This is a genomic window from Photorhabdus sp. RM71S, assembly GCF_042879355.1.
GTDB lineage: Bacteria > Pseudomonadota > Gammaproteobacteria > Enterobacterales > Enterobacteriaceae > Photorhabdus > Photorhabdus kayaii.
Genome location: NZ_JBHFKV010000024.1, coordinates 60,269 through 76,103, shown reverse-complemented (window position 1 = coordinate 76,103; position 15,835 = coordinate 60,269). Strand labels below are relative to the sequence as shown.

Below are 15,835 nucleotides of genomic sequence, written 5' to 3'. Positions count from 1 at the left end.
AATCGCCCCCGAAAAACACGGGGTGGGAAAACACCGAATGAATTATTTAAGGGAATACGAACATGTTTACTTCCAGATTAACGATGTTGCACTTATTATGTGAATCTACCTATTGATTTTAATTATATTTCTTGCAATTGATTAGATCGAAAAAATTGGACTGAATTCCCTCCAAGTGAGATCTACTATTTTGAAAATTTATTTAATACGTTGAATGGGGATTTCGAAAAATCTAAATTTTAATAACCAGTATATGGATAAATTAATAGGTTACTGGAAAGATAGTCATTTTTAATATAAATTTATATTATATATTGACACATTTAAACATATACAAAATTGAAATTCTATCATATAAAATAAAATTGATCACTGTTTTATGAATTGATAAAAATTATATTTCTGAGGCTAAGCCACCACTGATTTTTTCATTTATGAATATAAAATGTCGGTAGCGGCTTAACTCTAAGTTAATTCTACACACTGTGTATGACGCAGCATCTAATCATTGAAATTAATTAAACCAAGTGATTGCACTGAATAACCGCAGAGATAGACGCGTATGAATCGATATGTACTGTGCTACCACGTACACTACTCCATTGAGCTTTTATAATAGAGACATTAGACGCAAGAGAACAACGGGTGACCAGTGTGAATGGCATACGTCCATAGGATTCTGGACTCTTATTATTGTAAGTAAATCCACCGAAAGCCAATTGTTCGCCTTTATCAGTTACAATAATAAAGTTACCTCCAGGAAAATTGTTACCTGAAGCGTAGGGAGTTGGTATATTTAATGTGATTAATGCTGTTAAGCATGGTGAATTCGAATACTTTGAAACATTAAGTTCCAAACCAGGTATATCAACATAATTTTGGCTTGATGTTTGCAGGGGATTGCTACGTGGATCTATTGATGTAAAAACAATTGCCATAATTAATACTCCTAGGTTAGTTATTTTCGTTTTTTCTTATTTAGATCCCTCTATAATGCTTATCCTAATTTTTAATTTATACAAATCACCTTATCATAGGATTCTATTATTTATCTCTTTAAAAATTAAACAAACATCACTGTTTTTTATTAATAAAGTTCATGGCTCAATTAAATAGATAGATGATTTATATTATTTTCACTGATTTTTAACTCAATGTTAATATTTAACTGACAGATAATTTAGATACAAAAATTTCATCATTTCTCTTATTTTTTTATCTGGTGTTGTTCATTTCGGGATATTAGTGCTATTATAGTTATAACTCAGTCCGTTTAGTGGTTTGGGATTTTTTGCGATTGATCAGATCACAAAAATTGGACTGAGTTTTCTCCAAATGATCCATGTTTTGAAAAGTTATTTTGTATATGTAAAAATTAATACCATTAATGGATTATAAATAAAGCTATATATTAACAATTCATTAGTGAATTCAATGCTGTTTTTTTTGTTTGATTTTTTAAATTCCTGTAGCTGGTATTTTATTTTGTTTGGTTGGGTTTTTCTTCTTTTTTTTAAATAATTATGATGATTTTTATTTATTTTTAAATTAAATCTAACCCTGATTTTAGGTATAAAAAGTAAGATTGAAGTGTAATTTTATCTTTATATAGGGGGATATTTTAGTCATGAAATTAGAACAACATGAAAGTTCAATCTGAATTGAAGATTTATCTAATTCCAATTCCGTTCCAATAACGGTATGGGAGCCAAATTTATATCCTGAAGGTCGATGGATAGATGCGACAACACAGCGAGCTGGCGTGTTGTTTAAGGATTCAGCCAATGTGACTAGCGCCTGGGATATAGTCAATGTTGGGGGAAGGAAAGCTTTTAAGGCACAAACTTTGTCTAAATCTGGTAGTTATGGTCAATGTTTTGGGATTGTAACAGATACGACTGTTGATGCCAGACATTGCTATTGTGAGCTTGACCTATTTTGTAATCCATACCCTGAAATTACATTATGTGTGCTATCCAGGAAAACCAGTGCAAGCGGTACATATATAGATATTGGTTACGGCTATATGGCGGTTCATTTGACTGGGGGATATAAAGATAAGCTTCAATATATGCCACCAAATATTTTATTAGGTACTTCGATTGATATTGCAACGCCTTATGTCATGGTTTGGAATCTTCAGGCTCATTTGACTCAGTCAGTCAATTTTGTTGGCAAACAAACGGATGGTATTTATAAAGGGCAACCGACCCTAGGTACTGCTTATTCTGGTTTTCCACTGAGTTATGAATGGCCTAGAAATACTTGGTCACGTTGGCGAATTGGATTGCTTGCGGCAAATAATGGCACATTAATTATCGAATGGTATAACACTGTGGCAGATAAATGGAAGATAGAACTTTGCCAATATAATATGAATACACTTATGACAGGAAATCTTGCGTCAGGCCAGATTGGGATTATGTATGGTATGTCTTCTGCTGCTAACACTGTAGATCAACAAAATTCTCTTTACCGAACACCATTTGATCGAGCGATATTTTTTCAAGATTTTTAATATGGAGTATTGAGTCTGGTTATTTAACCATCTTGTGTGACATATACCAAGGGGCTTTCCTCCTGGCCCCATATATTGTTGTAATATATACCCGTCATCTTTCAAGTTGCCTCTTTGTTGGCTGCACTCACTCACCCCGGTCACATAGTTATCTATGCTCCCGGGGATTCACTCCCTTGCCGTCGCGATGCATCTTGAAATCCATAGGGTATAGAAAGGTGATTTTGATTATAATCTTATTATTGTTACTCAATGTGGCGTGCAAAAAAAGCGGCATAATACCGCTTTAATTATTGACAGAGTTTATCACTAGTGAAAATCTTTAACTCACCAGTTCAGAATGATGACACTATCCTTGTACTTATTGGCGGCACCATTTTCAGCCCCAATAATGACGGTTCCGGGTTTTCCCTCAAGAATGTTATCGAAATAACGGAGTTTGCAGGGTTTGTCATTACCTGCAATCTCAATACAGACTTTACCTGTACCGGATGCATGGGTTTTAGTCGCTATCAGGTTATCTATCCCCTTGCCGGTTAATGTATCTACTAGAAGATCGTCAATATAGACTTTTACCGTTTGTTGATGAACATCAGTATTCGTGTAGGCTGTCAGCCTAAATTTGGTATTCTGAGGTAATTGGAAACAATATTTACCGGTGTCACTGGTACCAAATTTTCCGCCACAGTTTTGACTACCTAATAAATCTGCGTCAACCGATACCATAGCTTGAACTCTATTAAAAGTGATGCCATGCCAATAAGTTTGGATGGATGTAGGTCCGATATCAATAGTATTTGATTGTGTATTGTATCGGATATAATTGTTGTCTTTGAAGAAGTAAATAAGAGAACCTGCAATGCTTTTCCATAAAACAACGGTATCCAGATTTGCATTGAATCCTGCGTATTTTTCGATAGTCTCCCATCTGTCTGAAATAGTTTTTTTACTAATCGTGTGTGAACTGACAGTATAATCAATACAGTCTCGCCCTTTGAAGAAACAGACAACATCTCGTTTTGTATCGACAAACTCGGTAGCTGCATCTATCCCATTTTCAAATTCGGTGCCTCTCAATCCAGGCCATCCTTCTATAATATGTTTTGGTCCCTCACTTACCTGAGCTTTTGCGATATCGAATTTAAGATATTGTGAGCCTTTGAAGAAATATAAATAACCATTTAAATTAATCACATCGTCAATATGTCGTTGAAACTCGACAGGAAGGTTAGGCCAGTCTTTACTGATAAGCTGGGGAGTGTCCCCTTTGTTGATTTGTGGATCATCATAATATTTAATATTTTCTGAGTTAAGAAATAAATAGGTATTTGTATTCATTATTACATCTCCTTTATGGTGATTAGAACTTAAGGTATTGTTAAAATTTCATTTTTTAGATGAAATTGAACAAGAATAATATTAATAAATATAATTTAAATTCTTTTATGCTACTTTCCTAATTGATTCTAAAGGGTAATTTATATTGGTTAAATTAATTTTATTTGTGGTAAAGTTTACCAAAGTGTTTTTAACTTACACCAGAGGCCAATTTAATACCACGACACAGTCATTGTAATTATTATTGATACCATTTTCAGCGCCAATAATCGCTGTTCCCGGTTTTCCATCAAGGGTGTTATCGAAATAGCGCAGTTTGCTAGGTTTGCCGTCTCCTTCAATTGCGATACAAATTTTTCCTGTACCTGATGTGTAGGTTTTGGTCGCCATTGGATTATTTGTTCCTTTACCGATTAATGTGTCTACCAGAAGGTCGTCAATATAGACTTTTACCGTTTGCTGAATGTTCGTATTATTATAGGCTGTTAGTCCGAATCTAATACTATGAGGTAATTGGAAACAGTGTTTACCGGTGTCATTGGTGCCACATGTTCCGCCACAGCTACTATTGCCACCACGGTCACTACCTAATAAATCTGCATCAACAGAGACTGCCGCTTGAATTTTGGGGAAGGTGACTCCAGGCCAACCGGATTGGGTGGATGTAGGCCCAATATCAATAGTATTTGAATTTGTATTGTATCGGATATAATTACCATCTTTGAAAAGGTAAATTAAATAGCCAGCAATATTCCTCCATAAAATAACAGCATCCAGATTAGAGTTGAATCCAGAGTAATTTCCGGTAGTTCCCCACCTGGCCGAAATCGTTTTCTTACTAATTGTGTGTGAACTAACGGTATAATCAATACAATCGCGACCTTTAAAGAAACAAACAACATCTCGTTTTGTATCGACCCATTCTGTGGCAGCATCTATCCCATTTTCAAACTCAGTGCCTCTTAATCCCGGCCATCCCTCTATAATGTGTTTTGGCCCTTCAATCACCTGCGACTTCTTTATGTCGAATTTGAGATATTGCGAACCTTTAAAAAAGTATAAATAACCATTTAAATTAATTACATCGTCAATATGTCGTTGAAACGCGACAGGAAGGCTAGGCCAATTTTTACTGATAGGTTGGGGAGTGTCCCCTTTATTTATTTGTGCATCATCATGATATTTAATGTTTTCTGCATCAAGGAATAAGTAGGTATTTGTATTCATTGTTATATCTCCTCTATGGTGATTAATTGTTTAATTATTTAAACTTACTATTTCTAGATAATATATAATAAAAATGATATTCAAAGCTTTGATTATGATTGTTTTGTATTTATTATTTGCAGAGTGATGTGGAGTAGTTTATTTCATTGATGGTTTGTAATCAAGGTTGTATATTAATAAATAATTGATGAATTTAATATCATTGATGTTTTGCAAAAATAAAAATACTATGATAAGAGATGGATTTTTATTATATAAATAAGATGTGAAACATGGTTTATATTTTTCAAATATTCTCTTTGAATGTTTTTTATTGAATAATAATACCTTGATATATATTTGGTTAATAATGAATTTAGCATAGTAAAAAGCGGCATAATACCGCTTTAATTAATTGGTAAATATTATTTTTGCTTATGGTGAAATTTATCACAGTGTTTTTAATTTACACCAGAGGCCAATTTAATACTACGACACAGTCATTGTAATTATTATTGGTACCATTTTCGGCGCCGATAATTACTGTTCCCGGTTTCCCATCAAGGATATTATCAAAATAACGCAGTTTGCTAGGTTTGCCATCTCCTTCAATTTCAATACAAACTTTTCCTGTACCTGATGTGTAGGTTTTGGTCGCCATTGGATTATTTGTTCCTTTGCCGGTTAATGTGTCTACCAGAAGGTCGTCAATATAGACTTTTACCGTTTGCTGAATGTTCGTATTATTGTAAGCTGTCAGGCCAAATCGAATACTTTGAGGTAATTGGAAACAGTGTTTACCGGTGTCGCTAGTACCACATTCTCCACCACAATTTGAGGGTTTGGTAGGCGGACAAGGATCATTGATTTTTTCCATTTTCCACTGGTCTACCTTATGTACTTTACGAGCGCTATTACCAGAAAGAGATACACCATATAACGTGTTTGGTTTGTTGGCATTACCATAACTATTAAGGAAACCTTTATTTCCCCATCGATTATGTAGGCTGATAATTGCTCCTTCTATGATATTTCCCTTTATAGAATAAGGTGTCTCGCAATAAATAATCCACTCTAATGTTTTTGGAGAATAAGTATTTATATCAGATGTGACTATCGGATGTATTTCTCCACTTGGTACCGGTTGATTTGGGCCATCATAATATCCCAAATAGCCGCCATCGCAGAAAGCCAGATTATGAAGCAAAATAATATCATCATTAATTATTTCACTGCCGATAGCTTTTCCTGTTCCTGACTGTATTCGCCATATTACCCCTAGATCAGAAAAGGAGGGAGCTACAGTTAATACGTTATGTTTTGCGCCTGGGATGTCATTACTTCCATGTGTACTGAGATATCCTCCTTGCCAGTTATTGTAACCATTTAATATTCTTACTGTATCGCCATATTTAAGTATATCAGCCATAATTTATCCTTAATGTTTTTGGTTTGTTTTTAACAATGAGTATGACATTGAAATTACCCTAGCTTAATTATTCTGTTTTATAATTTTCTGGGTTATCTCAGAATAGGTTATTAAAATCAGAAAAATGCTCAACGTTTTTGTAATCCTAAAAATAGTGATTAACGCCTGATTTTGTTAATTATGAACATTAATGTTTTCTGAAGGAATACCGATAATTTGTTTCTTTCCTCTGACAATGAATATACCACTAAAATTCCCTTTGCTTAATTTACGATATTTCTATCTTGAACTGTGTAAAAATCGCATTTTCCGCTTTATTTACATTATTTATTAAGTTAAATTGTTTAATAGTGATAGGAAAATAAAAACTTAATTTTTATTGACACGAAGGATACAATTCTAATAAATTAATACTTTGATATATGATTGTTTTTTATCACCAAACTGAATTGATTGTGTCAAAATAGAATTTGGCTTTTACATCAAAACTGTTAAATTCCGAACTTTAGGGATATATACTCGTCATCTTTCAAGCTGCCTCTTTGTTGGCTGCACTCACTCACCCCGGTCACATAGTTATCTATGCTCCCGGGGATTCATTCCCTTGCCGTCGCGATGCAACTTGAAATCCATAGGGTATATAACCACTGATTTTTAATTTTGTGTGGTTATTTCCATTGCAACGCGACATCATCTATAGGCTGCCCCAAAACTTGTTTATCTTTTTTGTAATCATGTGGAATCTGCCAGTTTGAACTATATCCCTGACGAGGAAGCAAGTCGTTTGCACGTTTTACGTAACCAGATCGCAAAGCACCAAAAATATGTTCGTCCTCCTGCATCTCACCTGGCTGAGCATGTGGTGTCACAACGGTAGCATCGCGACGCTCCATCTCGTTCAATAAACGGCAGATATAATCCGCAGATAGATCAACTTTCAATGTCCAAGCGTTATTGATATAACCAAATACACAGGCACAATTAGGGATATTCTGTATCAACGTTCCCTTATAAAGCATGCGATCATGACTTTGTTGCTTTTGCCCATCAATAGAGAGTTCAATTCCACCAAGAAAATGTAATTTCAGCCCAGTTGCTGTAACAATAATATCTGCGGGTAATTCCTTGCCCGATTTTAATAAAATACTGTTTTCAGTTATACGTACAATATGGTCAGTAACAATAGAGGCTTTACCTTCTTTTAGTACCTTGAATAGATTATTGCTGGGAATAAGACAGAGCCGTTCATCCCACGGCATGTATTTTGGCGTCAAGTGCTTCATGTCAAAATCTGGGCCGACACGCTTGCGAGCCAATGCCAGTAAAAACGCTTTCAATAATGTAGGTAAATGTCGACTTATTTTATAAATTAAGCGAAATAGAAAAAGATTGCGCTTTCTGCTCAATGTGTAAATCCAGCGCTGTGGAATAATGCCTTTGCAAAGCTCTGCTATCTTATCCCTTCCAGGCATTGAAAAGATGTAACTGGGAGAGCGCTGTAGCATCGTGATATGTTTAGTATCATGTGCCATTGCAGGCAATAAAGTAACTGCTGTCGCACCACTACCAATTACAACAACCCGTTTTCCTTTATAGTCCAACTTTTCAGGCCAGAGTTGAGGGTGAATTACCGGGCCTTTGAAATCTTCAATGCCGGGGAATTTAGGTAAATAAGGTTCATCATAGTTGTAATAACCTGTTGCAGCGATGAGAAAGCGACAGGTAAATTGCCGAGTTTCCCCACTGATTTCGTCAATCGCGGTAACGGTCCACTGGCGAGTCGCATTTGACCAGTCAGTCTGAGTGATTTTTAGCCCAAACTCTATTTTCTTATCAACTTCATACTCTTTTGCCGTTGCATTGATATAACTTCTAATTGAGGGCCCATCGGCAAAAATACTGGTGTCTGTCCAGGGGCGGAATTCATAGCCATAGCTCATCATATCTGAATCTGAGCGAATGCCGGGATAGCGAAATAAATCCCAAGTACCGCCTATCCTTTGGCGACGTTCTAAGATAATAAACTTCTGATCAGGACATTTCCTTGTCAAATGACATGCTACACCAATGCCGGCAATACCCGCGCCAATAATCAAAACATCATAATAGTTATCCATTGTTATTTCTCCTGCAATGTATTTTTTAAACAGTTGAAACTTGCCTAGTTAAAGCAACGTGATTCTTATCGGCACTGACAGTAGCATAGTAATATGAGATTGCTTTAGTCTTACATTGCTCATTACAAGCGTTTAACGTGTCAATATTTTCTGACGCCACAAATAAATAATTAGCCTGAGAATATTTTCAACCCTTCAATATGAATATTGGGAACCGTGTTTAAGTCACGTTATAGATGAAACAAATACAACCAGAAATTTGCTCAAGCATTTCTGCCTGCGCTTGAGTCGATATTGTACGGTGAAAGGATTTCGAAGTGAACCTGACAGAATTTAGCGGAGTGGGAGAACAGATGTATTTTATTGATGAATATCTTCCCAAAGTTTAGATCCTAGCTATTCATAGGGATATTTTTCGGTTAATTTGATAAAATAATCCAGAGAAGAAGATATTCTCTGAATTATTTTAAACATGTGAAGTTGTTCAAGTGTTTTAATTTTTACTTATTATTGACTGATTCCTCCTAATCATTTTCATGTTAGGGGCCAGTTTAATACCACCACACTATCGTTGTAATTGCCCTCGGTACCACTTTCAGCACCAATAATGACTGAGCCGGGTTTTCCGTCAAGGGTATTATCGGAGTAACGGAGTTTACAGGGTTTGCCATTTCCTGTAATTTCAATACAGATTTTACCTGTACCTGATGAGTAAGATTTAGTGGCGGTTAAGTTATCAACTCCTTTGCCGGTTAATGTATCTACCAGAATGTCGTCAATATATATTTTTATCGTTTGCTGATGAACATCAGTATTTGTGTAGGCTGTTAGCCTAAATCTGGTACTCTGTGGTAATTGGAAACAGTAGTTACCAGTGTCATTATTACCACATGTTCCGCCACAGTTTTGACTACCTAACAAATCTGTATCAACTGATACCGCAGCTTGAATTTTGTTGAAGGTAACTCCTAGCCAATTAATTTTATTAGGGGTCGTTGGTCCCCCATCGATAGCATTTAATTTCAGATTAAATCGGATATTAGAGTTACCTTTGAAAATGAAGATATAATGGTATCCACGAGTTCTCCATAAAATTGCGGCATCCAGATTTGTACTGAATTCTGAATATTTACCAGTTGTTCCCAATTTTTCTGAAATCGTTTTCTGATTAATCGTATGTGAACTTACAGTATAATCGATACACTCGCTGCCTTTAAAGAAGCAAACGACATCGGTAATGTCAGGGGTTTTTATATCTATCCATTCCGTAGCTGCATCTATCCCATTTTCAAATTCGGTTCCTATTAATCCGGGCCATCCTTCCACGATGGGTTTAGGTCCCTCAGCTACTCGAGCTTTTGCGATGTCGAATTTAAGATATTGTGATCCTTTAAAGAAATACAAATAACCATTTAAATTAATCACATCGTCAATATGTCTTTGGAATTCGACAGGAAGATTAGGCCAATCTTTACTGACAGGTTGGGGATAACCTGCGTACACCCCATTATGGCCAGATATTTCATTGTATTTAATATTTTCCGAGTTAAGAAAAAGATAACTGGATGTATTCATTGTTATATATCCTTCATGGTAATTATATCTTAACGTATTATTTTGATTTTCAGTTGAAATAGATTTAAAAATGGTGTTGAAAACTCCAAGTTTAACTCTGCAATTTTTTATATATTTTGTGATGCAGAATGATTTGTATAATTGAAGGTTAATTCCAGTGATGGGTTGTAATCAAGATTATATATTAATGATTTTCTGATCGATTTGATTTGTTTGTATCTTTGCAGAAATAAAAATACATGCTAAGAGATAAGGTATATATAAATCAAATGGGAATTAAAGCATTAGATTGTGTTTTTTAACATCTTTTTCAGTATTTTTCATTTTTATGAGGGGTGGTAATGCTTAGAAATATATTTTATCAATGATATTTATGTCATAAAAAAGCGGCATATAATACCGCTTTAATTTGTTAATGATTTTTTGTGGTGAAATTAGCTGGGTATTTTAAACTAATTCACCAGTGGCCAATTTAATACGACCACACTGTCATTGTAATTATTATTGGCGTCATTTTCAGCACCAATAGTTACTGTTCCCGGTTTTCCATCAAGGGTATTATAGGAGTAACGGAGTTTACAGGGTTTGCCATCCCCGATAATCTCGATACAGATTTTACCTGTACCTGATGTATAAGCTTTGGTATCGGTTCCTTTGCCGGTGAATGTATCTACCAGAAGATCGTCAATATAGACTTTTACTGTTTGTTGATGGGTGGTTGTATTAGTATAAGCTATCAGGCCAAATCGAATACTTTGAGGTAACTGGAAGCAATATTTACCGCCGTCACTAGTGCCACATTCTCCGGCGCAATTGGAGGGTTTGGTAACCGGGAGACAAGGATCTTTAACTTGTGTCATTTTCCACAGGCCGGTATAAGGTTTGCGGAGGTTATTAGCAGAAGTATATACATGACATACTGTTTCAGGGACTCCAACCCAACCATTAGTATCGAGAAAGCCTCTGGTTCCCCAACGGTTATATAGCGTAATACTTTCATCTTCTTTGATTTTTCCATCAATAGATGGCATGTCAGAATAAATAATCCACTCTAATGTCTCTGGACGAATATTTTTATCTGATGTGTGTATCGGGTATATTTCTCCTTCTGGAACCTGTTGATTTGATGCTGCATAATGGCCTAAGTAGCCGCCATCACATTGATAAAGATTGTGGAGTAAAATAGTATCGTTGTTAATAACTTCACTGCCGACAGATTTGCCCGTTGCTGATTCAATTCGCCAGAATGTTCCGGCTTGAGTGGTGGTTATCACAGTATATTTTCCATCTGAAATACCGCTCGTTCCATATACACTAAGATATCCACCATCCCAGTTTCTGAAACTATTTAATATTTTTACGGTATCACCATATTTAAGTATATTCGCCATAATTTCTCCAGAAAGTTTGTTATGTGTTTCTGATCGTTGATATATCCCTTGAAATTATTCTGAGCTCATCCTATTACCGCCCAATAATTCTTTAAGTTGAGCCATTGTGATAAATAGGGGGGCTTCACTTTTTGTGATTCTTAGTCGGGATAGCAGTAGCGATAAACGCTTGCCGATTGAGTATCAACCCTAATGATTATTTTGGTAAAGACAGTGCCTTTGTTACTTACTTCTGACAATGAATAGGTTGTTGAAATTGTTGCTGCTTGATTATTCTGCTTTACCATTACTAGCTATCCCAAGTCTGATTACGTCAGGCTCTTACTGTGATGATACATAGTGCTTTTTTTTGCTCTGCGTGTGATGTAAATTGCTTACTGTGTCGATGAAATTTAAGCCAACAGAAATTGGGACTCATAATGTCGAAGTTAATTGGAAATAATCAGATAGTTATTATTGCAATGGTTGTCGCATTAGTTCAGTTTATTAATGCGTTAGAGTACATGATGGTAACGCCGCTTTTTGTTTATATGTCGAAAGATTTTCACATGCCGGTTACGATGGCGGGGGTTATTGCCGGTGCTTATGTTTTCTCCTCGGTATTTTCTGGCCTGACATCCTTTTTCTTTATTGATCGTTTTAATAAAAGAAAGGTTCTCATTTTAAACACCCTGCTTCTTGGCCTGATTACGTTCCTGACGATTTTCTCCTCAGAACCATACCAACTTATTCTGCTACGTATCGTTGCCGGTCTGTTTGGTGGGGTGACATTGGGAGTAGGAATTGGCATCTTACTGAATAACTCCCCGGAAAGTATGCGGGGAAGGGTATTGGGAATTGCGTTTTCATCTTTTTCATTTGTGAGTATTTTAGGTATACCGTTGTGTTTATATTTGGCCGAGAGTTTTAATTGGAAAGTCTCTTTTTTACTGATCGTTATTTTATGTATCGTGAGTTTGCCTCTGATCCTCTTCTTTATCCCAGGAACAGAGAAAGTAAAAAATAATCAGAACAAAATTGTGCTGACCAAAAAAATAACATTAGCTGGAATGGCAAGTGGCGTCAGTAATTTTAGTCCCTTCATGCTTATTCCAATACTTGCTCCGCTATTAACCAATGTATTTTATATCCCGGAAAATCAAGTTTCACTGGTATTCTTTTGCGGTGGTATTGCGTCTTGGTTGGGTACTTATTTAACCGGGAAACTTTGCGATAGATACCCTCCTCAGAGAATTACCATTGCCGCGGCGACGTTATTTATTGTTAATATTTTTCTGGGATTAACGGGAAAAATAAATGGATACGTTTTCTTCTCACTTTTTATGTTCGCGACTTATGTACAGGTGATGGCTGCAAACGTGCTCGCTTCTTATGCCTCGACCCCTGAAAACCGAGCAGGTTTTGGTGCCCTCCAGATGGCATTTTCCAATTTAGGCGCCGGCGTGGTGTTCTTCTTCTCCTCCATTTTCTTAGATGGTAAGGAGATTATTGCTGAGAACGTGCGGCCTATTTTCATACTGACTATGGTTAGCGCTCTGGTATTACCTATATACGTAATAAAATTAGCCCGGATGATGAAAAGAGGGACGAAAAATTTAATGGATAATGCTTACCATAGCAATTAAGGGAAAATAACGATAGATATGTGAGCTGGCCTTAATGATAAAATATAGATTTTGCGCTATATTTTAATTTAAGGCTAATCATTGATATAAGAGGGTAGGCGTGATTAATAAGAGGTTAATGTTATTTTAAGTGTAATGTCACAGGGGGAAATTAATGTTGAAAGGATAATTTAGGTCAATGCTGGATTATAGTGTGCGAAAGGATGAAGTTATTATATACCCGTTATCTTTCAAGTTGCCTCTTTGTTGGCTGCACTCACCCCGGTCAGATAGTTATCTATGCTCCCGGGGATTCGCTCCTTTGCCGTCGCGATGCATCTTGAAATCCATAGGGTATAAATCCTATCAAAATTATTATTTAACTTACTAATTGATATAGGTGAATAAAATGGAAAGAAAATTAAGTAACACTCAGAATAAACCAGCTATTAATATTATCGCAGGAGTAACAAATATTAAATCTATTTATAATAAAATGCCGTGTAAAGTTGTCGTTGAACATGGATATGTTGCCAGGAAAAGATTCTCTGTGGATAAAATGTCTGAATGGCATGGCAATTTATGGGCTCCCTGGATAGGTGATAAATATGAACCTAATAAAGCCATTCATATCTATACTGAAAGAGGATTTAAATCTGAATTTGAATTTGAATTTAATATTTGGATATTTCAGGATTATTGTAATCCACCGAATGAAAACGCGGTTAAGTATTCTATAAATAGGGAATTCACTTACGATAATGCATTAGAGATCCCTGGTAATAATCGAGGTGGAGGAAATAAGATACTGACGTTGAATTTTAATGATAATAATATTGATCTGGAAATGATATAGCATTATGAGATATTGAATATATCGGATAACGTGCTGTACCAATAGATATTTGTTGAAATGAAAGCATTTCTCCGCGTGTTGTTCAGTATTTTTGATTGTCTTGTCGATAGTTCGGATGGTTGACTATTAGGCAAGTTTTTATTTGAACTAATAATTAAATTATTGAAATGCTGATACGCGTAGAAATCGTTTATCTCTCTAATACCTATCTCATTAAATTATTTCGTTTACCGTTTATTGTAATAAAGAACAAATCTGCTTAATGAAGTGAGTTGTACTGCGTATAGGTTAATACGCTGGTTGATGGAGATATTGATACAATTAATAATCAATATCATTTGAGTAAAAAAGATAAAATAAAGTCGTGAAATAATAACAATTATCCGATATTTATTGCATATTTTTACTGGTTATTACAGATTATTACAATTTGTAACAAATTAAGAATTAAAAATAGTAACAATTATAATTGGTTACGAAATGTCATTAAGAATTTCCTGGGTTTTATTTATTTTTATTTAATTTTATCTTGTTTAACTTCTGTTGAGGTTGTACCTCTTATTATCTATATAAGATTAATTTTTTCTTTGTTGGATGTTTTCTACGGTAATTCTTTCGTTAGCGTGAGTATAGTTTGAGGTTATTTTGCATCGGTTGTTTTGTTAAGCCATTCGTCAATTGAGATGCCATTATTCATTCCCTCATATTTGCTGTTTGTCTAATTATCGGATTCATAACTATCTGATAAAGCTTGTTATTTCATAAAAATGTCATGCCGTGACACATGATGTTTTTATTCTGTTTTTGGTAGTAAGGAGCCATCAATGACTGCAAGTTTTCAAAATGAAGTCTCTAAGTCGCGTTGCGTATTAATATTAAATTGGATTTACATACTGGCGGTGCACGGAAAAAGGTTGAGCTACCGTTGAAATTACTGGTCATGGGTGATTACAGCAACGGGCAGGAACAGCGCTCACTCTCGGAACGAGAAAAAGTTTCTATAAATAAAAACAATTTTGACAGCGTATTAGCTGAATTTAGCCCCTCACAATTTCAGCAACAAGCGCGTTGGGAGGCACTGACCAACAACTGTATTGCGTCTGGGGCTGATTCATCCCTGGGGTTTCCTTGAGGAGGATCTATGAACAAAGAGATTTTAATTGATGACCTGATGCTTGACATTGGAATGTTAGTCATTGCGCTAAAAAGCGGTGATAAATCGATGCACGGTGAGGCGTTATATCAAAAAGGGGTGGAGTTGATAGAAGAGGCTTGGCAGCAATTAAGTGCAAGTGGTATCAGCGAAGAGCACATGGCTCACATCATCTATGCCTTGTGTGCGTTGCTGGATGAAACCATAATCAGACGCCCTGAGCGGAATAATGGCTATGAAACTTGGTCGAAAACGCCGTTGCAGACACTATTTTGCAATAGCAACCATGCTGGAGAACGGCTGTTTGAACGTATACGTCAAGTGTTGAATCAACCACAACCCTCTCTGCTGGTATTAGCGGGTTTCCAGCGTGTATTGGCATTGGGCTTTCAGGGGGGTGACTTGGAAAAAATTTCTCAGGAACGTCAGTCATTACTGGATATCTTGACTGATCGTGCCGGGGTGATGGTGGTGCAACCCCATCAGATGATACGCGTCAATGCAGACTGTCATCAGGGCCAATGTTGGCGTGCACGCTCTCCGTGGTTTTGGGGATGCTTGGCCATAGCCGGAGTAACTTTAGTGTGGTGCGGTCTGCGTCTCTACCTTCAGCAATATTTGTCTGTTGGGTAAGGCTAAGGAGAGCAA

The 15,835-nt window shown here is 36.0% G+C and carries 11 protein-coding genes and 1 pseudogene; 5 read left to right on the top strand and 7 right to left on the bottom strand.

What is annotated here, in order from left to right; translation table 11 throughout:
* Nucleotides 1-518 precede the first annotated feature (518 nt).
* Complete coding sequence (locus tag ACGF5R_RS13885; RefSeq protein WP_112878849.1) at nt 519-938, bottom strand: hypothetical protein; 420 nt, start codon at nt 936-938, stop codon at nt 519-521.
* Between the two features lie 824 nt (nt 939-1,762).
* Here ACGF5R_RS13885 and ACGF5R_RS13880 point away from each other — a divergent pair.
* Nucleotides 1,763-2,518, top strand: a complete 756-nt coding sequence (locus ACGF5R_RS13880; protein ID WP_387691326.1) for a hypothetical protein — start codon at nt 1,763-1,765, stop codon at nt 2,516-2,518.
* Nucleotides 2,519-2,845: 327 nt separating this feature from the next.
* Here the strand turns inward: ACGF5R_RS13880 and ACGF5R_RS13875 are convergent, their stop codons facing one another.
* The 6 genes from ACGF5R_RS13875 to ACGF5R_RS13850 form a co-directional block, all read right to left on the bottom strand.
* Nucleotides 2,846-3,856: a fucose-binding lectin II gene (locus ACGF5R_RS13875; RefSeq protein WP_262981238.1), complete on the bottom strand. Its 1,011-nt coding sequence runs from the start codon at nt 3,854-3,856 to the stop codon at nt 2,846-2,848.
* A 195-nt stretch (nt 3,857-4,051) separates the two neighbouring features.
* Entirely contained in the window at nt 4,052-5,083 is a 1,032-nt protein-coding gene (locus ACGF5R_RS13870) for a fucose-binding lectin II (RefSeq protein WP_387691324.1), read from the bottom strand.
* Nucleotides 5,084-5,528: 445 nt separating this feature from the next.
* Nucleotides 5,529-6,491, bottom strand: coding sequence for a fucose-binding lectin II (locus ACGF5R_RS13865; RefSeq protein ID WP_387691322.1), 963 nt, complete (start codon nt 6,489-6,491; stop codon nt 5,529-5,531).
* 668 nt (nt 6,492-7,159) lie between these two features.
* A complete protein-coding gene (locus ACGF5R_RS13860; protein WP_112878049.1) occupies nt 7,160-8,608 on the bottom strand; it encodes an NAD(P)/FAD-dependent oxidoreductase in 1,449 nt (482 codons plus the stop codon).
* Between the two features lie 534 nt (nt 8,609-9,142).
* Nucleotides 9,143-10,183 (bottom strand): fucose-binding lectin II, encoded by a 1,041-nt coding sequence (locus tag ACGF5R_RS13855; RefSeq protein ID WP_112878048.1) that lies wholly within the window; start codon nt 10,181-10,183, stop codon nt 9,143-9,145.
* A 452-nt stretch (nt 10,184-10,635) separates the two neighbouring features.
* A complete protein-coding gene (locus ACGF5R_RS13850; protein WP_112878047.1) occupies nt 10,636-11,574 on the bottom strand; it encodes a fucose-binding lectin II in 939 nt (312 codons plus the stop codon).
* A gap of 419 nt (nt 11,575-11,993) precedes the next feature.
* Between ACGF5R_RS13850 and ACGF5R_RS13845 the strand changes: the two genes are divergently transcribed.
* The 4 genes and pseudogenes from ACGF5R_RS13845 (at nt 11,994) to tssL (ending at nt 15,820) form a co-directional block, all read left to right on the top strand.
* Entirely contained in the window at nt 11,994-13,199 is a 1,206-nt protein-coding gene (locus tag ACGF5R_RS13845) for an MFS transporter (RefSeq protein WP_112878046.1), read from the top strand.
* Between the two features lie 388 nt (nt 13,200-13,587).
* Nucleotides 13,588-14,034: a hypothetical protein gene (locus tag ACGF5R_RS13840; RefSeq protein ID WP_387691320.1), complete on the top strand. Its 447-nt coding sequence runs from the start codon at nt 13,588-13,590 to the stop codon at nt 14,032-14,034.
* An 824-nt stretch (nt 14,035-14,858) separates the two neighbouring features.
* Nucleotides 14,859-15,082, top strand: a pseudogene (locus tag ACGF5R_RS13835) (type VI secretion system contractile sheath small subunit); the annotation flags it as partial.
* A gap of 93 nt (nt 15,083-15,175) precedes the next feature.
* Nucleotides 15,176-15,820, top strand: coding sequence for a type VI secretion system protein TssL, short form (gene tssL, locus ACGF5R_RS13830; RefSeq protein ID WP_387691318.1), 645 nt, complete (start codon nt 15,176-15,178; stop codon nt 15,818-15,820).
* Nucleotides 15,821-15,835 lie beyond the last annotated feature (15 nt).

Bases quoted from the DNA above. Each gene is read 5' to 3' on its own strand.
- ACGF5R_RS13860 (WP_112878049.1), bottom strand. From the start codon at position 8,608: ATGGATAACTATTATGATGTTTTGATTATTGGCGCGGGTATTGCCGGC.
- ACGF5R_RS13845 (WP_112878046.1), top strand. From the start codon at position 11,994: ATGTCGAAGTTAATTGGAAATAATCAGATAGTTATTATTGCAATGGTT.
- tssL (WP_387691318.1), top strand. From the start codon at position 15,176: ATGAACAAAGAGATTTTAATTGATGACCTGATGCTTGACATTGGAATG.
- ACGF5R_RS13840 (WP_387691320.1), top strand. From the start codon at position 13,588: ATGGAAAGAAAATTAAGTAACACTCAGAATAAACCAGCTATTAATATT.
- ACGF5R_RS13885 (WP_112878849.1), bottom strand. From the start codon at position 938: ATGGCAATTGTTTTTACATCAATAGATCCACGTAGCAATCCCCTGCAA.
- ACGF5R_RS13850 (WP_112878047.1), bottom strand. From the start codon at position 11,574: ATGGCGAATATACTTAAATATGGTGATACCGTAAAAATATTAAATAGT.
- ACGF5R_RS13855 (WP_112878048.1), bottom strand. From the start codon at position 10,183: ATGAATACATCCAGTTATCTTTTTCTTAACTCGGAAAATATTAAATAC.
- ACGF5R_RS13870 (WP_387691324.1), bottom strand. From the start codon at position 5,083: ATGAATACAAATACCTACTTATTCCTTGATGCAGAAAACATTAAATAT.
- ACGF5R_RS13865 (WP_387691322.1), bottom strand. From the start codon at position 6,491: ATGGCTGATATACTTAAATATGGCGATACAGTAAGAATATTAAATGGT.
- ACGF5R_RS13875 (WP_262981238.1), bottom strand. From the start codon at position 3,856: ATGAATACAAATACCTATTTATTTCTTAACTCAGAAAATATTAAATAT.